Origin of the sequence: Microbacterium sp. AG157, from assembly GCF_003385695.1 — a bacterium.
In the GTDB taxonomy this organism is placed as follows: domain Bacteria; phylum Actinomycetota; class Actinomycetes; order Actinomycetales; family Microbacteriaceae; genus Microbacterium; species Microbacterium testaceum.
Map to the genome: position 1 here is coordinate 933,133 of NZ_QRDK01000001.1, position 26,799 is coordinate 959,931.

21 protein-coding genes, 1 tRNA gene and 1 pseudogene are annotated in these 26,799 nt (G+C 70.2%); 7 read left to right on the top strand and 16 right to left on the bottom strand.

Features of this window, described 5'->3' with window-relative positions; all coding sequences use genetic code 11:
- Positions 1-7 precede the first annotated feature (7 nt).
- Complete coding sequence (locus tag DEU35_RS04500; RefSeq protein WP_103206839.1) at positions 8-1,300, bottom strand: sugar ABC transporter substrate-binding protein; 1,293 nt, start codon at positions 1,298-1,300, stop codon at positions 8-10.
- 233 nt (positions 1,301-1,533) lie between these two features.
- Here DEU35_RS04500 and DEU35_RS04505 point away from each other — a divergent pair, with 233 nt between their 5' ends.
- A complete protein-coding gene (locus DEU35_RS04505; RefSeq protein WP_103206840.1) occupies positions 1,534-2,340 on the top strand; it encodes a DeoR/GlpR family DNA-binding transcription regulator in 807 nt (268 codons plus the stop codon).
- Positions 2,341-2,349: 9 nt separating this feature from the next.
- Here the strand turns inward: DEU35_RS04505 and DEU35_RS04510 are convergent, their stop codons facing one another.
- From DEU35_RS04510 to DEU35_RS04520, 3 genes are all read right to left on the bottom strand, one after another.
- On the bottom strand, positions 2,350-3,153 hold the full coding sequence (locus DEU35_RS04510; RefSeq protein WP_116238708.1) for a DUF1206 domain-containing protein: 804 nt from the start codon (positions 3,151-3,153) through the stop codon (positions 2,350-2,352).
- Positions 3,154-3,169: 16 nt separating this feature from the next.
- Positions 3,170-3,850 carry a phosphatase PAP2 family protein gene (locus DEU35_RS04515; RefSeq protein ID WP_116238709.1) on the bottom strand — a complete coding sequence of 227 codons (681 nt, stop codon included), beginning with the start codon at positions 3,848-3,850 and terminating at the stop codon, positions 3,170-3,172.
- Between the two features lie 69 nt (positions 3,851-3,919).
- On the bottom strand, positions 3,920-4,600 hold the full coding sequence (locus tag DEU35_RS04520) for a TetR/AcrR family transcriptional regulator (protein WP_170210643.1): 681 nt from the start codon (positions 4,598-4,600) through the stop codon (positions 3,920-3,922).
- A gap of 28 nt (positions 4,601-4,628) precedes the next feature.
- On the opposite strand from DEU35_RS04520, the pseudogene DEU35_RS04525 reads away from it, so the two are divergent.
- The 3 genes and pseudogenes from DEU35_RS04525 to DEU35_RS04535 all read left to right on the top strand — a co-directional run.
- Positions 4,629-6,302: pseudogene (locus DEU35_RS04525) on the top strand (amidase); the annotation flags it as partial.
- Positions 6,303-6,661: 359 nt separating this feature from the next.
- A complete protein-coding gene (locus tag DEU35_RS04530; RefSeq protein WP_258873321.1) occupies positions 6,662-9,535 on the top strand; it encodes an aminotransferase in 2,874 nt (957 codons plus the stop codon).
- A 27-nt stretch (positions 9,536-9,562) separates the two neighbouring features.
- Complete coding sequence (locus DEU35_RS04535; protein WP_246078053.1) at positions 9,563-10,588, top strand: agmatine/peptidylarginine deiminase; 1,026 nt, start codon at positions 9,563-9,565, stop codon at positions 10,586-10,588.
- Positions 10,589-10,614: 26 nt separating this feature from the next.
- Here the strand turns inward: DEU35_RS04535 and DEU35_RS04540 are convergent, their stop codons facing one another.
- From DEU35_RS04540 to DEU35_RS04555, 4 genes are all read right to left on the bottom strand, one after another.
- Positions 10,615-11,895 (bottom strand): MFS transporter, encoded by a 1,281-nt coding sequence (locus tag DEU35_RS04540; protein ID WP_116238712.1) that lies wholly within the window; start codon positions 11,893-11,895, stop codon positions 10,615-10,617.
- A 43-nt stretch (positions 11,896-11,938) separates the two neighbouring features.
- Entirely contained in the window at positions 11,939-12,484 is a 546-nt protein-coding gene (locus DEU35_RS04545) for a hypothetical protein (protein ID WP_116238713.1), read from the bottom strand.
- A 234-nt stretch (positions 12,485-12,718) separates the two neighbouring features.
- The gene (locus tag DEU35_RS04550) at positions 12,719-13,063 is read right to left on the bottom strand and encodes a hypothetical protein (protein WP_116238714.1); all 345 of its coding nucleotides are present in this window, start codon (positions 13,061-13,063) and stop codon (positions 12,719-12,721) included.
- A gap of 1,027 nt (positions 13,064-14,090) precedes the next feature.
- Positions 14,091-14,180, bottom strand: a tRNA-Ser gene (locus tag DEU35_RS04555).
- Positions 14,181-14,494: 314 nt separating this feature from the next.
- Between DEU35_RS04555 and DEU35_RS04560 the strand changes: the two genes are divergently transcribed.
- Positions 14,495-15,448: an L-lactate dehydrogenase gene (locus DEU35_RS04560; RefSeq protein ID WP_103207099.1), complete on the top strand. Its 954-nt coding sequence runs from the start codon at positions 14,495-14,497 to the stop codon at positions 15,446-15,448.
- Between the two features lie 257 nt (positions 15,449-15,705).
- Entirely contained in the window at positions 15,706-17,073 is a 1,368-nt protein-coding gene (gene radA, locus DEU35_RS04565; RefSeq protein ID WP_103206849.1) for a DNA repair protein RadA, read from the top strand.
- A 687-nt stretch (positions 17,074-17,760) separates the two neighbouring features.
- On the opposite strand, the gene DEU35_RS04570 is transcribed toward radA, so the two are convergent.
- From DEU35_RS04570 to DEU35_RS04595, 6 genes are all read right to left on the bottom strand, one after another.
- Positions 17,761-18,171, bottom strand: a complete 411-nt coding sequence (locus DEU35_RS04570; RefSeq protein WP_103206850.1) for a dehydrogenase — start codon at positions 18,169-18,171, stop codon at positions 17,761-17,763.
- Positions 18,172-18,502: 331 nt separating this feature from the next.
- Positions 18,503-19,219 (bottom strand): FadR/GntR family transcriptional regulator, encoded by a 717-nt coding sequence (locus DEU35_RS04575; protein ID WP_103206851.1) that lies wholly within the window; start codon positions 19,217-19,219, stop codon positions 18,503-18,505.
- A gap of 25 nt (positions 19,220-19,244) precedes the next feature.
- Positions 19,245-20,024, bottom strand: coding sequence for a 3-oxoacyl-ACP reductase (locus tag DEU35_RS04580; protein ID WP_103206852.1), 780 nt, complete (start codon positions 20,022-20,024; stop codon positions 19,245-19,247).
- A gap of 118 nt (positions 20,025-20,142) precedes the next feature.
- Positions 20,143-21,498 carry an aldehyde dehydrogenase gene (locus tag DEU35_RS04585; protein WP_116238715.1) on the bottom strand — a complete coding sequence of 452 codons (1,356 nt, stop codon included), beginning with the start codon at positions 21,496-21,498 and terminating at the stop codon, positions 20,143-20,145.
- Positions 21,495-22,271 carry a gamma-glutamyl-gamma-aminobutyrate hydrolase family protein gene (locus DEU35_RS04590; RefSeq protein WP_371861600.1) on the bottom strand — a complete coding sequence of 259 codons (777 nt, stop codon included), beginning with the start codon at positions 22,269-22,271 and terminating at the stop codon, positions 21,495-21,497. The genes DEU35_RS04585 and DEU35_RS04590 overlap by 4 nt, the downstream gene beginning before the upstream one ends.
- A gap of 19 nt (positions 22,272-22,290) precedes the next feature.
- Positions 22,291-23,646 carry a glutamine synthetase family protein gene (locus tag DEU35_RS04595; protein ID WP_116238717.1) on the bottom strand — a complete coding sequence of 452 codons (1,356 nt, stop codon included), beginning with the start codon at positions 23,644-23,646 and terminating at the stop codon, positions 22,291-22,293.
- 146 nt (positions 23,647-23,792) lie between these two features.
- On the opposite strand from DEU35_RS04595, the gene DEU35_RS04600 reads away from it, so the two are divergent.
- Positions 23,793-25,331, top strand: coding sequence for an amino acid permease (locus tag DEU35_RS04600; protein WP_103206856.1), 1,539 nt, complete (start codon positions 23,793-23,795; stop codon positions 25,329-25,331).
- A gap of 52 nt (positions 25,332-25,383) precedes the next feature.
- Here DEU35_RS04600 and DEU35_RS04605 read toward each other — a convergent pair whose 3' ends face one another.
- Positions 25,384-26,058, bottom strand: a complete 675-nt coding sequence (locus tag DEU35_RS04605) for a hypothetical protein (RefSeq protein ID WP_174799656.1) — start codon at positions 26,056-26,058, stop codon at positions 25,384-25,386.
- Between the two features lie 60 nt (positions 26,059-26,118).
- Positions 26,119-26,628, bottom strand: coding sequence for an amino-acid N-acetyltransferase (locus DEU35_RS04610; protein WP_103206857.1), 510 nt, complete (start codon positions 26,626-26,628; stop codon positions 26,119-26,121).
- Positions 26,629-26,799 lie beyond the last annotated feature (171 nt).

Sequence of the window (26,799 nt, forward strand, 5' to 3'; positions counted from 1 at the left end):
GGTCGGATCAGAACTCCGACGTCCATTCGTCCTGCGTCTTCGTGAGCGCGTCGCTCATCGACTGCTGGCCGTCGAGGGCCGACTGGAACTGGGTGCCGAACTGGCGCATGAGCTCCTCGGCGACGGGGAGACCCGTGAACTCGTTCGCCGGGTAGCCCTTCTTGTAGATGTCGAACGCCGTCTTGAACAGCTCGTCGTCCGCGACGAATGTCGGCACGCTCTCGGTGTTGCCGGGGAACGCCTTCGCCATCGTCGACAGCTCGCTGTTGACGTCTTTGCCCATGAGGAACTGCACGAGTTTGAAGGCCGCGTCCTTGTGCTGAGAGTTCTCGGCCACACCGATGCCCCACGAGGCGTAGGGGATGCCGCGCTCACCGGTGAACCCGTCCTTCGCGGGGATCGCCGAGATCGAGAATTTCAGGTCGGGGTTCGACTGGCGGATCAGGTTGATGTGCGCGAGCGAGTCGATCATCATGCCGACGCGTCCGTTGGTGAACTCCTCGACCTTGTCCTGCTCCTTCATGGTGAAGGAGCCGGGGGCGATCACGCCGTCCTTCCAGAGCTGCTGGATGTAGTCGGTGGCCGAGGCGACGTCCGTGTTGGTCAGATCGGGCTGGCCGTCCTTCAGCATCGAACCGCCCGAGGCCCACACCCACGACATGACGTCGTTCTGCACGCCGTTGGGAGCCTCGAGCGAGAGCGGGAGCACCCAACCCGACACGTCTCCGCCGAGCGCCGTGATCTTCTTGGCCGCATCGGCGAACTCCGTGCGGGTCGAGGGCGGAGAGCTGACCCCGGCCTGCGAGAGGAGCCCGTCGTTGGTGAACATGGGGTAGACGAAATTGACCACGGGGATCATGTAGGTGCTGCCGTCGACCTTGATCTGGCTGGCGAGCTGGCTGTCGTCGTAGCCGGAGTCGCTCATCAGCTTCGACAGGTCGGCGATCACGCCCTGCTTGGCGAAGTCGCTGACCCACGCTCCGTCCAGACCGACGACGTCGGGCATGGTGCCGGAGGCCGCCCCGGCGAAGAGCTGCTCCTTGGTGGAGGCGTAGGGGCCGCTCACCAGATCGACCGTGATGCCGGGATTCTCCTTCTCGAACTCGTCCATGAGCCCGCGGAACTGTCCGTCGCCGAGTTCGGGCTCCCACCATTGGGCGAACTCGATCGTGACGTTCCCGTCGGAGGACGTGCCCGAGCTGTTCGACGAGCACCCCGCCATCGCCAGGAGGGTCGTGGCCGCTGCTGCGACACCGACGAGCTTGATGGCGTTCCGACGCCGGCGCCCGCTGTTGTCCATCGTTTCTCCTCGTTGAGATCTGCCGCATTTCGCGCTGTTCTGCGCTTTCTTGCGTCTTTCAGCATGAGTATGCGCTCATCTGCCGGGGTTCGCAAGGCGTCGATGCAGATTCGTGATAAATGCCGCACGATTCGGCGGGAATCGCTGCATAGAGGACGGCATTCATGCTGTTCTCTGCCGTTTTTGCACAGATTCTGCGGAACGGTGTGCGGCGCTGTGCTAGAGATGACGGCATGGACGCATCCCCCGCCACGGTCAAGCGACGCCTCCCGGCGGGCCGCAAGGCCGAGCTCGCCGCCTACGTCGCCGAGTCGGGCCAGGTGACCGTCGTCGACCTCGCCTCGCATTTCGGCGTCTCGATCGACACGGTCCGCCGCGACCTCGATCAGTTGGATCGCGAAGGGATCGTCGTGCGCACCCACGGCGGTGCCGTGAGCGCGATGTCGGTCCCCGGCCGCGACCGCGGCCTCGACGTGCGCCTGCAGATGCAGATCTCCGAGAAAGAGCGCATCGCAGCGCTCGCGGTCGAGCTCATCGAAGACGGATCCGTGCTCATGCTCAACGCCGGCACCACGACGCTGGCGGTCGCCCGAGCCCTGCGCAATCACCGGAACCTCACGATCGCGACGAACAACCTGCGCATCCCCGCCGAGATCTCTCCCAGCGTCTTCCGCGATCTGTACATCTTCGGCGGCGCGGTCCGCACCATCACCCAGGCCACGACCGGCCCGGTGACCCTGGCGATGAACTCGCACACCCCCGAGGTCGACATCCGCTGCGACTACGCCCTCATCGCGGTCGGCGCGGTCGACGGCTCCGGCTTCTCGACCAGCAACCTCGGCGACGCGACCATGATGAGCGAGATGATCCAGCGCGCGGATCGCACCGCGATCCTGGCCGACTCCTCGAAGCTCGACCGACGCTTGTTCGCCCAGGTGGGCCCCCTCGAGAAGGCCGACTACCTCATCACCGACGCCGAGCCGTCACCCGAGCTGTCCGCCGCCCTCGCCGAAGCCGGCGTGACCGTCGTCACCCCCTGATCAGCGCGCTCACATGCGGGCGTACCGGGCCCGGGCGAAGCAGAAGAGCCCGTACACGACGAGCCCCGCGCCCACGAGCCACAGGACGACCTGCCCGAACGGCAGGCTCGCGAGCGAGCGCAGCGCCGAGTCGATACCGCCGGCCGCGTTCGGATCGTGCGAGAAGGCCGCGACGATGAAGAGGATCCCGGCGACGCCCACCGCGATCCCCTTGGCGACGTAACCGATCATCCCGAAGGTCCGGATGCCACGCCCCGCCGTCCCGCCCGGGCTCGACAGGTTCTTCATGAAGGCCTTCGTGACACCGCGCACGACGAAGGCGACGCCGATCACCGCCACCGCCAGACCGACGACGACCAGGAGCACGATGCCCCCGGGCATGGCGAGAAGCTGCGCGCTGAGAGTGCGCGACGACTGCGAGGAGTCCGAGTGTCCGCCCGAGACGATCGTGAAGCCGGTGACGGCGATCGCCCCGTACGCGACGGCCGTTCCCACGTATTTCGCGCGGTGCGCCCAGCGCGTCTTCTCGTCGGGGTCGCGCTCGGCGACGGCATCCGCGACCTGCCAGACGGCAAGCGCGACGAGCCCGACGACGACGACCCAGAGCAGTACCTTGCCCGCCGGAGCCTCGGCCACCTGTTGCAGCGCTCCGCTCTGATCGGCGCTGTCGCCGCCGCTGCCGGTCGCAAGAGACACCGCGATCACCCCGATCAACAGGTGCAGAAGCCCGAGGACCACGTAGCCGACGCGTGCGGCGACGCGGAAGGCGGTCGAATCCTGGGCTTTGTCGGCGGCGGCGGAGGCGCTGGTCATCCGGGAACCCTAGCGCTCAGCCGGACGCCGCCACCAGGCGTTGCGCGCGGCGCACACGCCACACCTCCACCAGCGCCCACACGAGGGTGGCCACCGCCACTCCCTCGAGAAAACCCGCTGTCACGTCGCTGAGCCAGTGCGCGTGCAGGTAGGTGCGGCTCCACATCATCAGCAGCACCCAGACGGCGCCTGCCGCCCAGATCCACCCGCGGCGGAGGATCAGCGCGAGTGTCACCGCGATCGTCGTCGCGACGGCGGTGTGGCCCGAGGGGAACGAGGTCGCCTGAGTCTCGGCCAGCGAATCCATCGGTCGGGCTCGTGCGATGACCGCGGCGAGGGGCGCGCCGATGAGCACGACCAGGGCGATGGATGCCGCGACGTTCAGCGCATCCCACGGGCGCTTGACCAGGATGAAGACGACGGCGGTCGTGATGCCGATGACGATCATTCCGATCGTGCCGCCCACGATGGCGGGAATCCACGCGACGATGACCGCGATTGGGTCGGCGAGCGTGGCCATCGCGTCGTCCCACCACTGGTCGAACGCCAGCGGCGCTCCCCCGTCGAGATCGACGGCCAGTCGCAGCGCCACGAAGAGCACGGTCGCGACGACGCCCACGACCAGGGCGACCGGACGGCGCGCGTCGGACCTCGGCCGGTCAGGGAGGATCGCGGGCTCGTCCGTGGTGGCATCCATCCCGGAATCGTCCCAGGTCGGGATTTCCTCGAGCCAGGACTTGCCCTGCGCCCGAATGCGGGTTCGGCGTCAGCGGGGCCGTGCGGAGGCGATCAGCATGTCGAGCCCGAGCTCGAAGGCGCGGGTGGCCACGGGGTCCTCCGGGTCTTCGTCGGCGAGGGTGTCGAAAGCCGCCGAGAAGCGCGGGAACGCCTCCTCCTGGCCCGTGGGGTCGAACACCACGGCGGGCCCCGACATGTCGAGGACGCTGCCGAGGATGAAGGACTCGAAGGCGGTCAGCAGCGGGATGACATCGCGCAGCGTCCACCCGGCGGCCTCGGCGGCCGCCGCGAAGTCCTCGTACTGCGCGAGGAGGACGGGGGCCGACGCGCGCTCCGTCATCAGCAGCGGAACGACACGGGCATGCCGGGCGAAGGCGCGACGGTACGAGCGTCCCCAGGCGCGGAGCGCGTCTTCCCAGGGCAGCTCCCGCAGCGGCTGCGAGTCGATGGGCGCCGACACGAGGGCGCGGACGTCCTCGACCATGGCCGCGCGGTTGGGGACATGGTTGTACAAAGACGCGGGGTTGACCCCGAGGCGTGCGGCGACGCGGCGGATGCTCGCCCCGTCGGGTCCGTGGCGGTCGACCAGGGCGAGGGCGGTTCGCGCGATCAGATCGCGGCTCAGGAGCGGCGTGTGCGGTCTGGCGATGGCGGCCTCCCCGGTCGACGGGAGCCTACGGGCGCGGGCTCCGAGTCCACTCTCGCACACGTAAAACAAACGGTGTATGTTTACCGCCATGACCACCGAGGCCCTCACCGTCGTCGACGCCGACATCGACAGCCTGCGCGCAGCACTCGACGCCGGCGACCTCACCAGCGTCGAGCTCGTGGCCCGCTACCTCAATCGCATCGCGGCCTACGACCGCTCCGGCATCCGCCTCAACAGCGTGCCCGTGCTCGACCCCCGCGCGTTCACCGCCGCACGCGCCTCCGACCTGCGCCGCGCGCGGGGTCGCACGCTCGGGCCCCTCGACGGCATCCCCTTCACCGCGAAGGACAGCTACCGCGTCGAGGGCCTGCCCGTGGCTTCCGGGTCCCCCGCCTTCCGCGACCTGATCGCCGGCGACGACGCCTTCGCCATCGAGCGCCTGCGCGAAGCCGGCGCCGTGTTCCTGGGGCTCACGAACATGCCGCCCATGGCCGCCGGTGGCATGCAGCGCGGCGTCTACGGCCGCGCCGAATCGCCCTACAACGGCGACTACCTGGCATCCGCCTTCGGTTCCGGCTCCTCCAACGGATCGGGCACCGCCACCGCGGCCAGCTTCTGCGCGTTCGGGCTCGGCGAAGAGACGTGGTCGTCGGGCCGGGCTCCCGCCTCGCACAACGCCCTCGTGGCATACACGCCCTCGCGCGGCGTGATCTCGGTGCGCGGCAACTGGCCCCTCGTGCCGACGATGGACGTCGTGGTGCCGCATACGAGGTCGGTCGGCGACCTGCAGCACGTCCTCGACGCGGTGGTCGCCGACGACGCCGAGACCGAGGGCGACCTCTGGCGCACGCAGCCGTTCATCGACCTCCCGCTCCCGTCACAGGTGCGCCCCGAGTCGTTCGCCGCGCTCGAGCCGCTGCCGCTCGAGGGTCTGCGTCTCGCCGTGCCGCGCATCTACGTCAACGGCGACCCCGACAACGCCTCGCCCATCGTCACGCGCGACAGCGTGATGGCCTTGTGGAACGACCTGCGCGCCGACCTCGAGGCCGCCGGCGCCGAGGTCGTCGAGACGGACTTCCCCGCGGTCGACCGTTACGAGAAACTGCACGAAGGCGACGAGGACTTCGTCGACCGCGGATTCGTCACGCGCGCTTTCCTCGACGACGAGGTCGGCGATCTGGCGGTCTGGGCGATGGACACGTTCCTCCGCACCAACGGCGACGCGAAGCTGCCCCGTCTCGCCGATGCCGAAGCGGCCCTGATCTTCCCCCACCCGCCCGGAGCCCTTCCCGACCGCTACGGCGTCTGGCACTACGACATCGCGTACGACATCGGCGACTACGTCGCGCGCGCGCAGGAATGGGAGCCCGACTGGCGCGACGTGGCAAGCCTCGAGAACGGCCTCCGCGGGCTCGAGCACACGCGCCGCGTCGACGTCGAGGAGTGGATGGATGCCGAGGGCTTCGATGCCGTCATCTTCCCCACGCAGTCCGACGTCGGCCCCGCCGACGCCGACGTGAATCCCGCCTCGGCGGACCTCGCCTGGCGCAACGGCGTCTGGGTCTCGAACGGCAACCTCGTGCCGCGTCACCTCGGCATCCCCACCGTCACGGTTCCGATGGGCACCATGGCCGACACCCGGATGCCGGTGGGCCTGACCCTCGCCGGTCCCGCCTACAGCGACGCCCGCCTCGTGCAGCTGGCCCAGGCGATCACCGCGCTCGGCGAGCGCCGCACAACGCCCCCGCGCACCCCCGCCCTGCCGGATGAGGCGGTGTTCGCCGAGCCCCGCCCCGCGGCCGAGGGCTCCCTGTCGGTCACCGTCGACGAGGTCGTACACGACGGCGAGCGCGTCACCGTCTCAGCCACCGTCAGCGGAGGCATCGCGGTCGATCACGCCCTCTTCGTGGACGGCGCGCGCGTTCCCGCGCGACTCGAGAACGGCCGGGTGAGCGCCGAGGTCTCCCCCGAGCCGTCCGGCGAGCCCGTGAGCGAATGGGTCGCCCCCTACGGCCCCTTGGTCGTCGTCGTCGTGCGCGATGCCGGTGGGGCCGTCGCCGGCGCCGTCGCCACGGTATCCGACTCTCCCCTGTGACACCCGAATCACCCGAGGAAACCACCGTGACCGAGACCGCTCCGACCCCCGTCTTCGACTACTTCAGCCAGGTCGACCTGCCCACCCCGACGCTTTCCGACGACGAGGTGCGGCGGCTGTTCGCCGATACGTTCGGCGTCGACATCGACGTGCGCGGACTCGGCAGTCAGCAGGATCAGAACTTCCGCGTGTTCCGTCGCGGCTCCTCCGAGCCCCTGGGAGTGCTCAAGCTCAGCAATCCCGTGTTCAGCGAGGCCGAGATCGAGATGCAGGACGCCGCGGCGGCCCTCGTGGCCGAGCGCACCCCTCACCTGCGCATCCCCCGCATCGTCGAGGGACCGCACGGTGCGATGTCGACGTGGTGGGAGTCGAGCCAGGGGCGCATCCACGCGCGGGTGATCGAGAACATCGACGGACGCACGCTCATGGGCTCGGGCTACCTCTCCCCCGCGGTCGTCGAGCGGATGGGCGCCCTCTCGGGGGCCGTGAGCCTCTCGCTCGCCGATTTCACCCACCCCGCGAGCGGCCGGGTGCTGCAATGGGATCTCCGCCACGCCGGGCGCGTCATCGACACCCTCCTCCCCCTCGAACCGGATGCCGAGGTGCGAGACATCGTCCAGCGTGCCGCCGACGCGGCCCGCGCCGCCCTCGCCACCGTGCGGGACGCCCTCCCCGTCCAGGCCGGACACTTCGACGTCACCGACGACAACGTGCTGCGCGCCCCCGGCGAGACGGTGCCCGACGCGGTCATCGACTTCGGAGACGTGTGCGTGTCGTGGCGTGTGGGCGAGATCGCCGTGACCGTCTCGTCGATCCTGCATCACGACGACGCGACGCCCGAGAGCGCCCTGCCCGCCATCCGCGCCTTCGACCGGGTGCGCGACCTCACCGATGACGAGATCACGGCTCTCTGGCCGCTGGTCGTCCTCCGCGGGGCGGTCCTCGTGCTCAGCGGCCGGGCGCAGGTGCGCCTCGACGACGAGAACGCGTACGCCAGCGTCGCGCTCGACCGCGAGTTCCGCATCCTCGAGCAGGCGGCATCCGTGCCACTGCCCGTGATCACCGCCGCGACGCGGGCCGCTCTCGGCCGCCCGGCGGCGAACCCCCGCGCGTGGGGTGCCGCCCCTCTGCTGCCCGAGGTCCCGTTCGTCGAGCTCGACGCGACGACCGAGTCGCCCCTGAACGACGGCGGCGCCTGGCTCGACGCGGGAACGCTCGACAACGCCGCGCTCGACGCTCTCGATGCGGGAGCGGCGATGGTGACGCTTCCGGCCTGGACTGCCCAGCTCACCGGGACGAGCGCCCCCTTCCCCTCGACCGCGGCGTCGCTGCCGACCGGGGTGACCGTGTGGCTCGCCGAGCCGACCCCGCTCGCCCCCGGCGACATCCGCCGCGAGGGGGAGGATCTGGTCTGGACCTCGGCCGACGAGACCGTGACGATCACGGGCGCTGCCGCGGCGGCATCCGGGGTCCTGCCCGCTCGCACCCGGTTGGTCTTGCGCCGCGCGATCGACGGAGCGATCCCGCCCGCGCGCACCACCCCCGCCCTCGCGGCCGCGTGGCGCGAGGTGGCCGGCGATCCCGGGGCCGCGATCGGCGTCCCCGCCGAAACTCCCGTCGACGACGACGTGCTCGCACGCCGCCACGAGGTGCTCGCCGAGGTGCAGGAGCACTACTACGCCGCTCCCCCGCGCATCGAGCGCGGGTGGCGCGAACACCTGATCGACGTGAACGGTCGCGTCTACCTCGACATGGTCAACAACGTCGCCTCGGTCGGCCACGCCCATCCGCGCGTGGTCGAGGCGGGCTCCCGGCAGATGCACCTGCTGAACACGAACTCGCGGTTCCATTACCGAGCGATCACCGACTACGCCGATCGGATCGCCGCGACCCTGCCCGAGGGCTTCGACACCGTGTTCTTCGTCAACTCCGGATCCGAGGCGACCGATCTCGCGATCCGCCTCGCGATGGCGGCGACCGGCCGCCCCGACATCGTCGCGATGCGCGAGGCGTACCACGGCTGGACCTACGCCAGCGATGCCGTATCGACCTCGATCGCCGACAACCCTTATGCGCTGAGCACGCGGCCCGACTGGGTGCACACCGTCGACGCGGCGAACTCCTACCGGGGGAAGCACCGGGGGGCGGATGCCGAGAAGTACGCGCCCGAAGCCGTCGCGGTCATCGACGAGCTCGCGGCATCCGGTCGCCCTCCGGCGGGCATGATCGCCGAGACCTACTTCGGCAACGCCGGCGGGGTGGCCCTGCCCGAGGGATACCTCGGCGCGGTCTACGCCGCGATCCGCCGCCACGGGGGTCTCGCGATCGCCGACGAGGTGCAGGTCGGCTACGGCCGCCTCGGTGAATGGTTCTGGGGCTTCCAGCAGCAGGGAGCCGTGCCCGACATCGTCGCGGTGGCGAAGTCCATCGGCGGCGGCCACCCGCTCGGCGCAGTGGTCACGCGGCGCGAGATCGCCGACCGCTATCGCACCGGCGGGTACTTCTTCTCGTCCACCGGCGGCTCGCCCGTGTCGTCGGTGATCGGCATGGCCGTGCTCGACGTGATCGAGCAGGAGGGTCTGCAAGAGAACGCGCGGGTCGTCGGCGCACACCTCAAGCGACGCCTCGAAGAGCTCGGGAAGAAGCACGACCTCATGGGCACCGTGCACGGCTCGGGACTGTATCTGGGCGTCGAGTTCGTGCGCGACCGCGAGACGCTCGAACCCGCGACCACCGAGACCGCGGCGATCTGCGATCGCTTGCTCGAACTCGGCGTGATCATGCAACCCACCGGCGATCACCAGAACGTGCTGAAGATCAAACCGCCCCTTGTCGTCACGCGCGCCTCGGTCGACGTCTTCGTCGATGCCCTCGATCGCGTCCTCACCACCGGTTACTGACCCACCCGACCCCGGAAGGAGCACGCCATGTGGCGCATGCCCGCAGAATCCGCCCCGCACGAGCGCACCTGGATGGCGTTCCCCCGCGAAGGCATCACCCTCGGAGTGGGCGCGGAATTCCGCGAGCAGGGTTACCGGGCCTGGACCGACGTCGCGCACGCCGTGCAACAGTTCGAGCCGGTGACGATGGTCGTCGACCCCACCGAGATGGCTCGGGCCCGACGCATGCTCTCCGCCGACATCGAGATCGTCGAAGCCCCGCTCGACGAGTTCTGGATGCGCGACGTGGGGCCCACCTTCGTCGTCGACCCCGACCGCCCGGGCGTCCTCGGCGCCGTCGATTGGATCTTCAACGGATGGGGCGCACCCGACTGGGCCGAATGGCAGAAGTCCGCCGGTATCGCCCGCGTCGTCGCCGAGCACGCGGGAGCCGAGCGCGTCGACTCTCTCCTCGTCGCCGAGGGCGGCGGGCTCCACGTCGACGGCACCGGCACGGTCCTTCTCACCGAGACCGTGCAGCTCGACCCCCGTCGCAACCCCTTCGCCGACCGCACCCGCGTCGAGGCCGAAATGGCCCGAACGATCGGAGCGACGGATGCCATCTGGCTCTCGCGCGGCCTGACCCGCGATTACGACGACCTCGGCACCAACGGGCACGTCGACATCGTCGCCACCTTCGCCTCGCCCGAGCACGTCCTCATCCACGAGCAGACGGACGCCTCCCACCCCGACTTCGAGGTGTCGCGCCTCGTACGGAGCGAGCTCGAGACCGCGTTCGCCGAGCGGGGCCGCAGCGTCGCCATCACCGGCATCCCCGCTCCTTCCGCTCTGCGTGATGACGAGGGGTGGCTCGACTGGAGTTACATCAACCACCTCGTCACCAACGACGGGGTCGTGTTGTGCGGCTTCGGCGACGACGCAGCCGACGCGCGGGCGCGCGAGATCATCGCCCAGGCCTACCCGGGTCGTCGCGTGATCACGGTCGACTCGCGCCCCATCTTCGACCGCGGGGGCGGCATCCACTGCATCACGCAGCAGCAGCCGCGGGTGTGATCCGCCCGAGCGCGCGTGCGCGGTTCTCAGCTGCGCGAAGAGCTATCGTGGCGCGCTCTGCGCAGCGGTGAGAGGGCGATGACCAGCGCGGCGAGGACGAACAGCCCCGCACCGATCCCGAGCGTCACCGGAAGGCCGAGCGAGGTCATGAGCACGCCCGCCAGCAATGCGCCGACGAAGAAGACACTGCGGTTCACGGTGCGGATGGTCGAGTTCATCCGACCCTGGATGCGATCCGGCGCGACGGACTGTCGGTAAGAGATGTCGTTCGTATCCTCGATCCCCATCGCGAGGCCGTAGACGAACTGCGCGGCCGCGACGACGGCGAGGATCACCCCGATGCCGCTGTCGGGCCTGAGCGGGACGAAGGCCAGAACGGCCCAGGGCAGCACGACGAGGACGCGTCCGAGCAGGATCGCCCGGCCCGCTCCCAGCCGGACGCCGAGGACCGGGGCGACCACCGCCCCCACGAAACCGCCGACTCCCCCGAGCGCCAGGGCAACCCCGTACGCCCACGCGGGCAGGGCGAGCTCGCGCAGCGCGAAGACGACGAATGCCGTCGCCACGATGCTGTTGCCGAGGAACCACACGTGGATCGAGATCGCGAGCGGACGCAGCCTCGGATGCCGATAGGTGTAGCGCATGCCCTGCGCGATCTCATGCCCCACGTGCCGGCCGGCGGCCCGCGGCGGCGCCTTCGCCTCGGACACCGAGATCCGCGACTGCAGCACCGCGGCGATCGCGGCGATGACGGCGTCGATCACGAACAGGATCGGCGCCCCGACGATCGCGAGAAGGGCACCGCCGATCGCCGGCCCCGCCGTCTGAGCCACGGTCTGGCTCTGGCCGAGCCGCGCATTCGCTGCCGGGAGCGACGATCTCGGCACGAGCCGCGGGAGCAGCGGCTGCGCTGCGGAGTCCCCGAACAGGGTGAGCACGCCGAGCGCGAGGGTGATCGCCGCCACCGACCAGAAATCGAGCACGCCCGTCAGCACGAGGATGGGGACGACGGCGAGCACCAGCGCCCGCCCGATCGTCGTGACCACCAGCGTCCGCTGCCGTCTTCCACGGTCCATCCACGCGCCCACGACCAGGCCGAGGAACAGGTACGGAACGACGCTGAGGGCGTTCAGGATGCCGACCTGTGCCGGCGTCGCCGCGATCACCGTGACGATGAGCACCTGGAAGGCGACCCCGGCGATCGTCGACCCGAACGCGCGGAGCGTCGTCGCGGTCCAGAAGAACGCGAAAGCCGGATGGCGGAGGATCTCCCGCGGCTTCTTTGTCGGCGGCGCGTCCTCGTCCATCGGTCGAGCGTATCCAGGCCGGGGCGGACTCCTCCGTGGCCGGCTACTCGACGGCGGAATCCTCCGCGCGGACGCGGAACTGCTCGACGCTGCCTCGGTGTCCGCACCCGCCTCGGTCTTGCTGGCACTGCACGGGCTCGTCTCCGCGGAACCCGTCCCCGGGGCCGGTGAGGCGGGCGGAACACTGATCGGACGAGGCCTGCGGGGAGCCGATGACGTCGAGGTCGCCGTCGAGCACCACGTTCACGGTGAGCTGGACCGCGAAGGCGCTCACGTTCCCGCAGTGCGGGCAGCGGATGCCGGCGGGGCGCCCGGTCCTCGTGCCGGGAGCGCTCTCCGCGCCCGAGTCGGCGGCGGATTCGGCTGGCGGCTTTCGATACACCGTGAGCTCGTCCGCGCAGTCGTAGGCGAATCGGGTGATCTGCCCCGAGGGATGCCGCTCGGAGATGCGGCGCGTCCACGGGCTCTCGGCATCGATCCCGACGACCTCGGAATCCGTACCGACCACCACATCCCCCGTTCGGAGGTCGAACACCGGAAGAGTCACGACGGGGTAGGTGCGGTACTCGTGGGCGGCGGGGACGGTCATGCTGCAGCTCCGATCGGAACGGGGGCGTGGACGTCGCGGGTCAGCGGCTTCGCGCACCATCGGGGTGACGCGGAGGGTCCAGCCCTACTATCGGGTCGTCGGCACGGCTCCGTAACGAGCTGCCGTCGACGCGCTCCGTTTGCGTCCGCGCGAGGCACCGCGGCCGCCTGCCCGGGCGCGCGACAGGATCAGCGGTATCGGTAAGGCCCGCAGCGCAGCGACGCGGTCCGACGATCAGGCGGGCGGCGCCGCGAGATCGTCGGTCCGTTCCTGCAGGTAGGCGCACAGCTGACCCGCCGCTTCGACTTCGGCGCCGAGGGCGATGAGGTCGAGGGACGTGCCCGTGAGATCGCTGGGGCGCTCGGTGAGGGTGGCCACCCACCGCCCGCTTTCGTCGAGCTGGAGGTAGATGGCAGCGGGCGCGTGCCGCAGGTGGATGAGGACGATGAACGCGTCGCCGTTCTCGTCATCGTCCTGGGGAAGCACGAGCGGTTCGCCGAGCGCAGGAACGCCCCTGGCCACGAAGCGCGCGGCCCACTCGGCGATCGTCGCCTGCGTCGGGCGTTGAGGATCGGTCATACGCCGGCCGGACCAAGAGGGAGCCCACGGGCACCGCTGGCGTCGTCCATCACTCGTTCGATGAAGCGAAGGGGCGAGGGCATCCGGTTTTCGGTGTCGGAGATGCGTCGCTCTTGATAGACGAGCCGGTCCATCTGTTCTCCTGGCGGGGTGGTTCTCCGAAGGGTGGCCTGTCGCGTCCCGTCCCGGCGAGGAGGTCGCAGACCGCCTCTCGAGAATACCCTGACGGTGAACCCGCGGAACACGCCCCCCCTGCGTGCCGCGGCGGTGGCGCGGCCCGCCCATCCCGTGGACACCACGATGAGACGTGTGGTGGCGCATCGAACCACTGGCGCGATTCGCCCCGCGGGGCGACGGCTCGGACCGAGGTCGTCGGCGCGGGAGGTGACGACCGAGATGGGGAGTCGTCCCGCACACCACGGCTGTCGCGTCACGCGCGTTCCCGCGGCGATGTCGACCCACGCGCGGGATCGCGCCGCGCCCACGTCTTCGTTCGAGACCTCACCGCCCGGATGGGGTGCATTGGGGGCAGGTCCGGACGGTGAAGCCGTCGTCAAAGCTATCACCCTTGTCCCCCATTTGGGGGACACGTGCGAGGGCGTCGCCGTTCCCACCGGCCGCTGTCCGCCGGCGAGCGCGGGAAGATGATCGGGAGATCGATGAGGTGGAATCGCTACGGGACGCGGGGCTCAGGGCTGCGGTGCGGCAGCATCTGCGCCAATTATCCCCGGTGATCTGGCCATCCATTTCGTCGACGAGTGACGGTCCGCTTCGAAGAAGCCCCCTCCCGAGAACGGCGTGCCCCCTCGGAGCCGCCATCTTCGCGTCTTCCCGGAGCACCGCATGACGCACCAGCTTCGGGCGGATCGAGTCGCACGCCCGGACGTGCCGGTTGCAGCTCAGCGCGCCGTTGTCGAATCGCGCCCTGAGAAGTGAAACGGTTACCGCCGCGTCACCGCTGGTCAGCCCTATGACGAAGCGAAGGCCCCGAACCCCCGCGCTTCCGCGGGATTCGGGGCCTTCGTGGTGGCGGTGACGGTGGGATTTGAACCCACGGTAGGGGTGAACCTACACAACATTTCGAGTGTTGCACCTTCGGCCGCTCGGACACGTCACCGCCGAATAGCTTACGACACACTTCAGGATGCCGCGAATCGGCTGCCTGGTCGATGGCCGGATGGGATCGGGGAGGTATCGCCGCAGTCCGGAGAAACGGCGTCGCTCTCCCGCGACACCGCCACGCGCGGTCGCCGGTGTCCGAAGACTCCGGAGTTCGGCACGCACCACTGCGACCGCACGGGAGCGCCGCAACCCGCCGGCCCCGCGCCCTCGCACGTCGCGCGTGGCGCAGCCCTCGACCCCTGGCATCCGTTCGTCCACCGTCGAACGACCACGCTGGAAGCCGCCCTCCCCCGCTGCCAGGATCGAGCCATGAGCGTGATCGAGAACTCGAAGCTGACGGTCGTCGGGGCCGGGAGCGTGGGCGCGAGCGTCGCGTACGCCGCCCTGATCCGCGGGTCGGCGCGGCATGTCGCGCTCTACGACATCGCGGCCGAGAAGGTGGAGGCCGAGGTGCTCGATCTGGCCCACGGCACGCAGTTCACCGGTTCGAGCGATATCACGGGCGGAAGCGACGTCTCGGTGGCCGCGGGCTCGCACGTCGTCGTCATCACGGCGGGCGCGAAGCAGAACCCGGGCCAGACGCGCACCGAGCTCGCCGCGACCAACGCCGCGATCATCCGCGACATGATGCCGAAGCTGCTCGACGTCGCCCCGCACGCGATCTACGTGATCGTGACCAACCCGTGCGACGTGCTCACGGTCCTGGCTCAAGAGGCCACGGGCCTGCCCAGCCGCCGCATCTTCGCCTCGGGCACCGTGCTCGACACCTCGCGCCTGCGCTGGAAACTCGCGCAGCGCGCCGGGGTCGCCACCTCGAGCGTGCACGCCTGGATCGTCGGCGAGCACGGCGACACCGAGTTTCCGCTGTGGTCGACGGCCACGATCGGCTCCGTGCCGATCACCGAGTTCGATCTCCCCGACGGCACACGCTTCGATCGCGAGCAACTGGACGCGATCGCCGTCGACGTCCGCGACGCCGCGTACAAGGTCATCAAGGGCAAGGGCGCGACCAACTACGCGATCGGCCTGTCGAGCGCCCGGATCGTCGAGGCCATCCTGCGCGACGAGCACGCGATCCTGCCGGTCAGTACGGTGCTGCAGGGCTTCCACGGCGTCGACGGCATGGCCCTGTCGGTGCCCTCGATCGTCTCGGCGCGCGGAGCGGTTCCCCTCCCGGGCACGCCGTTCTCCGACGCCGAGCTGACGCTGCTGCGCCGCTCCGCCGACGCTCTGACAACCGTCGCGGGGTCGCTCCGCGACTGACCACCGGTCGACCCCGTGGGTTCAGCGCGCGCCCACCCGGCGTACGTGCGTCGATCGCCTCCGTCTCACGCATAAACGCGATCGAGTCGCATAAACGCGTTCTGCACGTGTTTATGCGCGTGGATCGCGTTTATGCGTGGCCTCGGGCTGCGCACCGGCGGGGCAGATCCCGGATGCCGGGACCCCGGCCGGACATGCGACCACCGCATGCCGCGGCCCGGCGCGGCGATGTCGGAGGCCCCGCGTAGCCTGAGCACATGGCATCCCGACGTCCCGCTGCAGCCCCTGCCCCGTACCGCTGCACCGAGTGCGGGTGGACGACGCTGAAGTGGGTCGGGCGCTGCGGCGAGTGCCAGTCGTGGGGCACGGTCGTCGAGGCCGCGGAACAGACCGGGATCGTGCGGTCGATCACGCCCGTCGCTCCCGGGGCCGCCCGCGCCGCGCGCCGGATCACCGAGATCGACACGCAAGACGCCCCACGCCGCACGAGCGGAGTGGGCGAGTTCGACCGGGTGCTGGGCGGCGGCATCGTGCCGGGCGCGGCAATCCTTCTGAGTGGGGAGCCGGGCGTCGGCAAGTCCACGCTGCTGCTCGAGGTCGCCGCCCAGAGCGCCCGCGCGGGTCGGCGCGTGCTCTACGCCAGCGGAGAGGAGTCTGCGGCGCAGGTACGGCTGCGCGCCGAGCGCACCGGGGCCCTGCACGACGAGCTCTTCCTCGCGGCCGAGACCGATCTCGCCACGATCCTCGGGCACATCGACCAGGTCGAGCCGGGACTGCTCATCGTCGACTCCGTGCAAACGGTGTCGTCGGCCCACAGCGACGGCGCGGCGGGTCAGCCCGCCCAGGTGCGCGAGGTGGCGTCCGCCCTCATCCGTGTGGCGAAAGAACGAGGCCTCCCCGTCATCCTCGTCGGCCACGTCACGAAAGACGGGTCGATCGCGGGGCCCCGCATCCTCGAGCACCTGGTCGACGTCGTCTGCCACTTCGAGGGCGACCGGCAGACCTCGCTCCGCTTCGTGCGAGCACTCAAGAACCGCTTCGGCCCCACCGACGAGGTCGGCTGCTTCGACATGACGGGCACGGGTATCGCCGAGGTCGCCGACCCGAGCGCGCTGTTCCTCGGCCACGGTGAGCCCGAACCCGGCACGTGCGTCACGATCGCGATGGAGGGGCGGCGCGCTCTGCCCGTCGAGATCCAGGCCCTCGCCGTGCGGCAGACGGCGCCCAACCCGCGCCGCATCGTCAACGGCGTCGATTCCTCGCGCGTCGCGATGGTGCTCGCCGTGCTCGAGAGCCGAATGGGCCTGACGCTCTCGGATCGCGACGTCTACGTCTCCACCGTCGGCGGGGTGCGCCTGGTCGAACCCGCGGCCGACCTCGCGATCGCGATCGCGGTGGCCAACGCGGTGAAGAACCGCAAGGTGTCGAAGCGCCTCGCGGCGATCGGCGAGCTCACCCTCACGGGCGAGATCCGCAACGTCACGCAGGCCGCTCAGCGCGCGTCAGAGGCGAAGCGGCTCGGCTATCACACCGTCCTCGACGCCTCGTCGCGAAAACTCGCGCAGGCCCTCAACGAGTTGCAGGTGCGCGGCTTGCCCCGCGACGACAGCGAACCCGGGTTCTGAGACGCACCCGGAGCATAAAGCGCCTCCAGCAGACCGATGCGGTGAGATCGAGCGGTCGCGAGTTCTCAGGAACCGGTGGCCCCACGGGACACCGCTCCCGTGCGATCGTCAACGGCCGGGAGGAGAAGACCGGCGGCGGCGGTGCGGCGACGTCATCCCGAGAACGGCGGGGATGACAAGTCCTGCGGCGCATACGGCACCGACGATCAGGTACTCCATGTCCCCGAGTCTTGCACGAGCCCTTCACCCGCGCGAGTTCCGCCTCTCACCCGCCCGGTCGCTCGCCCACACGCCCCCGCCCCATCCGACGCTCGAGTGTCCACAACACCCGGACGAAATTCAGAATGCTCCGGGTGTTCTGGACACTCAACGGGCAGCGCGACACCCCACCGCCCCCGCGCCGGGGGAAGACCCCGGGCGTCGGTCCCCGGGCGGCGGACCCAGGGCGTTGGATTCCGGGCGCCGGTCCCCGGACGTCGAGCCCAGGGCGGCGGACCCCGGGACCCGAACGCCGGGCGCCGGGCGCCGGGCGCAGGTGCCGGACCCCGGGCGCCGAACCCAGGGCGCCGAACCCCGGGGGTCGAACCCCGGCGTCGAACCCCGGCGTCGAACCCAGGCGCCGGACCCCGGGCGCCGGCCCCCGGGCACCGAACCAGCGGCACCGAACCCGCGGCACCGAGGGAGAGCTCAGGCGTCCAGCGCGGCGATCAGGTCAGCCGGTGAAGCCTGGATCGGGTGCGGCCCCGCAATGTCGATGAACACCGTGGTGATGGCATCCCGATGCGTTCCGAGGAACGCGCGCAGCCACTGCGGCGACTGCAGGGCCACGTGCGGCGGCAGCGTCTCGGGCTTGTGCGCCGCATCACTGAACAGCAGCAGGGCGAGCTGGCCGGTGTTCGGATCGCGGTAGGTCCAGACCTCGCCGACGCTGAGCGGGTCGTCGGCATCGCCCGGCGTCATCAGCGGCACGACCGTCGGTCCGTGACGGAGAGCGAAGGCGATCGCCGCCATATCCTGCGTCTGCAGGGCGTCGGTCAAGGCGGTGTTCTTGAAGTCCACGTCGAGCTTCTTCCCCTTGCGCTTCTTTCCTGCCGCCATCCTCCGAGCCTATCCGCGCGGCGTCGCGCACGCCCGCGCTGCGCCGAACACGCCCGCGGCGCTTCCGACGGGAGGAGAATCGCCGACCGGAGGATCGAACGCCCGGGCTGCATCCTCCGCCCGCGGAAGCTCCTCCACCCGGCACCGCCGCGTCATCCCCGCGCTCCCCCGCGCCGCCTCCGTGACCTCGCGGCGCCCCACAACCTCCCACCGCACCTCCCGCGCCCCGCGCCGCCTCCCTGACCTCGCGGCGCCCCACAACTTCCCACCGCACCTCGCGCGCTGCGACCCTCGACCTCGAAGCTCCAAAGCTGCGAACCCCCACGAGTCCCTAGGCCAGGAATCCCCGCAGCAGCGCCTCCGACCCGGCGAGGTGGTCGCGCATCGCCGCGTGGGCGGCATCCGGTCTCCCGGCGAGGATCGCCGAGACCACCGCGGCATGCTGCGAGGTCGAGTGCTCGATGTTGCGCGGCAGCAGGGGGAACGTGTCGAGCCAGGCGTTCACGCGCGCGCGGTTGTCGGCGACGAGGGGAACGAGAGACGGGATGCCGGCGAACTCCGCGATCGTCAGGTGCAGGAGCGTGTCGAGTCGGCGGTAGTCCTCTCCCTCGGCGAGCGCGGCCGCTTCGTGCCGCGCCCACAGCACGTCCCGCTCCTCGGCCGACAGCGACCGCGCCGCCGCCGCCCACGCCGCCCCCGGTTCGAGGACGCCGCGTAGAGCGATGACGTCGGAGAGCTCGGCGGCCGAGACGACCGCCGGCGTCGAGGGCCGGGGCACGGGATCGACGACGAAGGTCCCGCCGTAGCGACCCCGCCGCGTCTCGAGCCACCCGGCATCCGACAGCTCTTTCAGCGCCTCGCGGACCGTGTCCCGGCTCACCCCGTACAGCGCCGCGAGCTCGCGCTCCGCGGGAAGCGACTCCCCCGGCGCCACGAGGCCGAGCCGCACCGTCTGCACGATGCGCGCCGTGGTGTCCTCGAGCGCGTTGCCGCTGCGCACGGGGCGGTACACGGCCCGGCGCAGGTCGTCGAGCGGCGCGTCTGTCACACCCTCAGCCTGTCACGTCACCGGTTCACAGGGGCGTGACGTAAGCGTTGGTGATGCCCCCGTCGACCACGAACGCCGTGGCCGTGATGAAGGACGCGTCGTCGGATGCCAAGAACGCCACGCTCGCGGCCATCTCCTCCGGCTCCGCGAACCGACCCATCGGCACGTGCACCAATCGGCGCTGCGCGCGCTCGGGGTCCTTCGCGAACAGCTCCTGCAGCAGCGGAGTGTTCACCGGTCCCGGGCAGAGGGCGTTGACGCGGATCCCCTGGCGCGCGAACTGCACGCCGAGCTCGCGGGTCATCGCGAGCACGCCGCCCTTCGACGCGGTGTACGAGATCTGCGAGGTGGCCGAGCCCAGCAGGGCCACGAACGATGCGGTGTTGATGATCGACCCCTTTCCCGCGGGCACCATGTGTCGCAGGGCAGCGCGCGAGCAGAGGTACACGCTCTTGAGGTTGACGTCCTGCACTCGGTCCCAGGCGGGCAGCTCGGTCGTCTCGATCGAGTCGTCGTCGGCGGGCGAGATGCCGGCATTGTTGAAGGCGATGTCGACGCTGCCGAGGTCGGCGGCGACGCCGTCGAACAGCGCGTTCACGGACGCTTCGTCGGCGACGTTCACCTGCCGGAAGACGCCTCCCACCTCGGTGGCGGCAGCCGTGCCGGTGGTCTCGTCGAGGTCGGCGATCACGACCCGGGCGCCCTCGGCCGCGAAGCGACGGGCGGTGGCGAGGCCGATGCCGCTGGCCCCTCCGGTGACGATGGCGACGCGATCGCGCAGACGCTGAGTGAGGTCGATGGTCATGGGCGGTGGTTCCTTTCGAGCTGACCCTTGTCCCGCTTATGGCTGGTTCAGAGCCGCTGAAGCAGCCATAAGTGGGACAAGGAGCGTCACAAGTGGGACAAGGGGTGAAGGGCAGGGGTCACTCGGTGGCGTAGAACACGTTCTTCACCTCGGTGAAGTGCTCGGCGGCATCCGGTCCCAGCTCCCGTCCGAGACCGGAGGCCTTCATGCCGCCGAAGGGGGTGGCGTAGCGCACCGACGAGTGCGAGTTCACCGACAGCACTCCGCTGCGCACTGCGCGCGAGATCCGAATGCCGCGGCCCAGGTTCTCGGTCCAGATCGACCCCGCGAGACCGTACGCGGTGTCGTTGGCGAGGCGGATGGCATCCGCTTCGTCGTCGAACGGCAGCACGGCGAGCACCGGGCCGAAGACTTCGTCGCGCGCGATGCGGTCTCCGGGCTGCGCGAGCACGACGGCGGGGGCGAACCAGAAGCCGTCACCCTCGGGAGCCGAGCCGCGGAACGCGACGTCGACGCCGTCGAGGAAGCCCTGGACGCAAGAGCGATGGGATGCCGAGATGAGCGGTCCCATCTGGGTGTCCTCACTCGCGGGGTCGCCGACCTTCCAGGCGGCGACGGCCGGTTCGAGCATCTCGATGAAGCGGTCGAAGACGCTCCGCTGCACCAGCAGACGGCTTCGCGCGCAGCAGTCCTGACCGGCGTTGTCGAACACCGAGCCGGGGACGCCCGCGGCGGCCTTCTCGAGATCGGCGTCGGCGAACACGATGTTCGCGCTCTTGCCGCCCAGTTCGAGCGTCACGGGCTTGAGCATCCGCGCGCAGCCCGCGGCGACCTCGGTGCCGACCTCGGTCGACCCGGTGAACACGACCTTGTGCACGTCGGGGTGCGAGACGAAGCGCTGGCCCACGACCGAGCCCGAGCCGACGACCACCTGGAACAACCCGTCCGGCAGCCCCGCCTCGAGAGCGAGTTCGCCCAGGCGGAGCGCGGTGAGCGGGGTCAGCTCGGCGGGCTTGAGCACGACGGCGTTGCCCGCGGCGAGCGCCGGGGCGAAGCCCCACGCCGCGATCGTCATGGGGAAGTTCCACGGCACGATGATCCCGACCACCCCGTAGGGCTCGTGGTAGGTCACATCGAGTCCGCCGGCGACCGGGATCTGCGACCCGATCAAGCGTTCCGGCGCCCCGGCGTAGTAGTTGAGCACTTGCGCGACGTGCTGCGCCTCCCAGCGGGCCGAGCCGATCGGGTGGCCCGAGTTCTTCACTTCGAGAGCCGCGAGCTCGTCGACGTGCGACTCGACGACCCGGGCGAACGCGCGCAGGGCGTCGGCGCGGGCGACTGGAGCCAGGGCTGCCCACGCGCGTTGCGCGCGCACGGCGCTCGCGACGGCGGCATCCACGTGCTCGACCTCGGCGCGTTCGAGCGTCGTGATCGGCGACCCTGTCGAGGGGTCGATGACGGTGAAGGTGCTCATGCGGGAACTCCCTGGCGCTCGGAGGTGGTGACCGGGCCTGCGGGCTCGGACGAGGGGGCGGCGGCACGCGACGCTCGGTACACCGCGGCGGCAGCGACCAGGCCCAGGAACAGTCGGCGATCCTCGGCGTTCTCTTCGGGATGCCACTGCACGGCGACCAGGTAGTCGTCGCCCTCTGTCTCGACGGCCTGCACAAGGCCGTCGTCGGTGCGAGCGGTCACGCGAAGCCCGTCGCCGACCCGGTCGACGCCCTGGTGGTGGTAGCTGTGGACCGTGAGCGGACCGGCACCGACCAGGCCGGCGAGCCGGGTGCCGGCATCCACCTCGACCGTGTTCTCGGCGAACACGCCCCCGCCGATGCGGTAGCGCTCCGTGCCGAGTGCTTCGGGCAGATGCTGGTGCAGGGTGCCGCCCCTCGCGACGTTGATGAGCTGCAGCCCCCGGCAGATACCGAACACCGGGATGCCGCGCTCGCGCGCCCCCGCGAGGAGCGCGATCTCCCACGCGTCCCGGTCGGCGCGAGCGGGGTCGGTGAGCGGGTGACGCTCCGCCCCGTACAGCTCGGGCTGCACGTCGAGGCCGCCCGTGAGGATCAGCCCGTCGAGCCCGTCGAGCACCGCCGCCGCGGCCTGCTCGGGTCGCGGCTGGGGCGGCAGCAGCACGGCGCTCGCGCCCGAGGCCGTGACGGCATCGAAGTACTGCTGCGGCAGGAACGAGGCGCGGACATCCCACACGCCCTGCTTCGCGCGCTCCAGGTACGTGGTCAGCCCCACGACGGGGGTCCTGCTCGAATCAGAGGCGCTCGAAACCACGCACCCGCTCCCAATCGGTCACGGCGGCGTCGTAGGCCTCGACCTCGATGCGCGCCTGGTTGAGGTAGTGCTCGACGACCTCGTCGCCGAAGGCCGAGCGGGCGATCGCCGACTCCGAGAACAGCCGAGCGGCTTCCCGGAGGGTCGTCGGAAGGGTGTCGACACCGGCCGCGTACGCGTTGCCGCTGAGCGGGTCGGGCAGTTCGAGCTCGTTCTCGATGCCGTACAGGCCCCCCGCGATGATCGCCGAGATCGCGAGGTAGGGGTTCACGTCTCCCCCGGGCACGCGGTTCTCGACGCGCAGCGACGAGCCGTGGCCGACGACGCGCAGGGCGCACGTGCGGTTGTCAACGCCCCAGGCCACCCCGGTGGGGGCGAACGACCCCTTCGCGTAGCGCTTGTAGGAGTTGATCGTGGGGGCGTACAGCAGCGTGAATTCGCGCAGGGTGGCCAGGATGCCGGCGATCCAGTGGCCCATCAGGGGACTGAATCCGTACTCCCCGTCGCCGGCCATCACCGCCGATCCGTCATCGCCGCGCACGGAGAGGTGGATGTGGCAGCTGTTGCCCTCACGCTCGTTGAACTTGGCCATGAAGGTCAGCGACTTGCCGTGCCGATCGGCGATCTCTTTCGCGCCGTTCTTGTACAGGGTGTGGTTGTCAGCCGTCTCGAGAGCCTCGGCGTAGCGGAACGCGATCTCCTGCTGACCGAAATTGCACTCGCCCTTCACGCCCTCGCAGTACATGCCGGCGCCGTCCATGCCGAGGCGGATGTCGCGCAGCAGCGGCTCGAGCCGGGTCGTCGCGAGCAGGTTGTAGTCGACGTTGTAGTCGGTCGAGGGGGTCAGCCCCGTGTAGCCCTTGGCCCACGCGTCGCGGAACGAGTCGTCGAAGACGATGAACTCCAACTCCGTTCCGGCGTAGGCGGTGAGTCCGCGCTCGGCGAGACGAGCGCGCTGCGCGGTCAGGATGCCGCGGGGCGACTGTGCGACGTGCGCGCGATCTCCCCACGCGAGGTCGGCGAAGACGAGCGCGGTCCCGGGCTGCCAGGGGATCGTGCGCAGGGTGTCGAGGTCGGGCACGAGCAGCATGTCGCCGTAGCCCTTCTCCCAGCTCGACATGGCGTACCCGTCGACGGTGTTGAGGTCGACATCGACCGAGAGCAGGTAGTTGCACGCCTCCGCGCCGTGGCCGCGGACTTCGTCGCGCCAGAACCGCGCGGCGACGCGCTTGCCGACGAGCCGGCCCTGCGCGTCGGGGAAGGCGACGACGACCGTGTCGATCTCTCCCGCCTCGATCGCGGCATCCAGGTCTTCGCTGCTGAGATTGCCCGCCATGGTCTCCCTCTCGCGGTGGTCACGTCACCTCGTGCGAAGGACGTAACGAGGAACTTACACGCCAAAGGTAGACAGGTCGACCAATAGAAGGCCATGATTTCCCGCAAGGCGACCCCGAAGCCTGTCCGCATCCGTCTGGAGGCCACATGTCCACCTCGAGCAACTCCCGCAAAAAGGTCGCCGGAGCCACCTATACGGCCACCGACGCCTCGTACTTCGAGAAACGCACGCTGAAACGCTCGGCGGGTGTCTGGGGCCTGTGGGGTCTCGCCGTCGCCGCCGTCATCTCGGGCGACTTCTCGGGCTGGAACTTCGGCATCGGCTTCGCCGGATTCGGCGGCATGCTCATCGCCTTCGTCATCCTGGTGGTGATGTACTACGGCCTCACCTTCTCGATCGGAGAGATGGCCGCCGCCATGCCGCACACGGGCGGCGCCTACTCGTTCGCCCGGTCGGCGATGGGACCGTGGGGCGGCCTCGCGACGGGTCTCGCCGAGACCATCGAATACGTCGCGACCACCGCTGTCGTCGTCTACTTCTCGGGGCAGTATGCCGACTCGGCGCTCGAGCTGCTGACCGGCGTGAGCCTCCCCTCTTTCGTCTGGTGGATCATCCTCTACGCGCTGTTCATCGCTCTCAACGCCGCCGGCGCGAACATCTCCTTCGGGTTCGCGATCGTCGTCTCGATCATCTCGATCGGCATCATCGTCGTCTTCGGTGCGATGTCGCTCCTGACCGGCGCGTTCGACTGGGGATCGCTCTGGAACATCGCCCCCACGGACGGGAACACCGAGTTCCTACCCTTCGGGGTCGGATCGATCCTGCTGGCGCTCCCGTTCGCGATGTGGTTCTTCCTCGGCATCGAGGAGCTCCCCCTCGCGGCAGAGGAGTCGCACGACCCCGCCCGCGACATCCCCCGCGCGGGGCTCTGGGCCCGCGGCACGCTCATCGTCACCGGTCTCATCGTGCTGTTCCTCAACACCGGCGTGCTGGGCGCCGACGCCACCGGCAGCTCGCTCGAACCCCTGCTCGACGGTTTCCGCGCGATGGTCGGAGACCAGGCCGCGGCCCTCCTGTCGCTCCTCGCGCTCGTCGGGCTCCTGGCCTCGCTGATGGGCATCATGTTCGCCTACGGCCGCAACATGTACTCGCTGTCGCGCGCCGGATACTACCCGCGCTGGTTGTCGCTCACGGGCGCACGCAAGACACCCTGGGTCGCCCTCGTGTTCGGCGCTGCGCTCGGCTTCGTCGCTCTCGTCGTGGTGCAGGCGGCCGGCGGCGACGCCAGCCCCGCGGGAGCGATCGTGCTCAACATCGCCGTCTGGGGCGCGGTGCTGGCCTACTTCCTGCAGATGGTGTCGTTCATCATCCTGCGACGGAAGTTCCCGAATGCGGTGCGCCCCTACAAGAGCCCGTGGGGATTGTTCGGGGCCTACTCGGCCGCCGTCATCGCCGCGATCGTCTTCTTCGGCCTTCTCTTCAACCCGACCTATCTGCTCGCGATCGTGGCGATCATCGTCGTCTACGCCGTGATCTTCGTCGCCTTCGCGGTCTACGGTCGCCATCGACTCGTCCTCTCCCCCGAAGAGGAGTACGCCCTGTCCGGCGGCTTGCACGGCGACCCCCAGAAAGAGGGCTACGACGCCATGGAGGGCGAGGTGTTCGGGAAGAACGCCGGCGCCTGAATCCGGGAACGACGAGGGGTGGATGCCGACCGGCATCCCCCCCTCGTGATGTTCAGCGCAGAATGAACGACGCCGTCCCCGACGACGGGATGCCGCCGATGGACACGCTCAGGTGATAGGTCGCTCCCCCACCGGGGGCGTACGGCCGTTCTCCCCCGCAGGAGTTCACCGAGGAGCGCGTGCGGTCCCAGGTCAACGGGGCGGAGCTCGTGACGACCTGACCGGCGGCCAGCGTCACCTCCATGTCGCTGGGCTCGGCCTGGCAGTCGGTCGACCGCCACCACACGTCCGACCCGCTCGTCACGGTGAACGACTGGGCGCTCGTGCCGACGTTCATCGTGCACGGGTTCGCGCTGGTGTTGGTGAGCTTGATCGACAGTTGCGGGTTCTCGCCCTGCCCGTACTCGCTCTTGTCCGACAGCGCCGCAACCGAGATGTCGGCCGCCGTGCACTCGACGGGCCCCGCGGGCGCGGTCGGAGTGGGCGAAGCGGACGGCGCGGCGGAGGGAGTCTCGGACGCCGCCGGCGCGGTCGTCGCCGCAGCAGCGGAGGGAGTGCTCGCGGCGGGATCGGAAGTCGTCTCGGCGGTGGGAGCGGCACGCCACGGGGGAGCCGCCACGAGCCACACGACGAGGCCGATCACCAGCAGAGCGAGAAGCCCTGCGGCGAGACGACGACGACGGTAGACCGCCGGGGACTGCCTCCGCCTACGGGGGGCATCGGTCATGGTTCCAGGGTAGGCGGCGCGGCTGTGCGCCCGCGCCACGGCACGCTCAGGAGCGCAGGCTCATAGGTGCTTCAGCATCCGCGTGTTGCCCAGGGTGTTCGGCTTGACGTGGGCGAGGTCGAGGAACTCCGCGACCCCCTCGTCGGGGCTGCGCACGAGCTGCGAGTAGACGTCGGGGTCCACCACCTGCTCGCCGATCTCGGCGAAGCCGCGGCGAGTGAAGAAGTCGACCTCGAACGTCAGGCAGAACAGCCGCGAGACGCCGAGCGCCCGCGCTCGCTCCTCGAGCGTCTCGACGATGGCGCGGCCGACGCCGTGGTGCAGCCACTCGTCGTGGACGATGAGCGTGCGGATCTCGCCCAGGTCCTCCCACATCACGTGCAGTGCGCCGCACCCGATGACCACACCGTCGGCCTCGGCGACGACGAACTGCTGCACCGAGCCATAGAGGACCACCAGGTCTTTGCCCAGCAGAATGCGCTTCTGCACGAACGGTTCGAGGAGCTCGTGGATGCGTCGCACGTCGGCGGTTCCGGCGGGGCGGACGACGAACGGCGCGGGCGAAGTCATCTTCCCAGCGTACGCCGCTCGGCTCGGCATCCCTGCGGGGGCGTCAGGACCGTTCGACGCATAGTCGGGTCGAAGCCGCGGCAGACCACGTCCACAACCACGGGAGTAGCGTGATCCGTGGTGACGCGCGATCGTCACGAGCGGTCGCGCGATTCGTCCCCCTCTCCGATG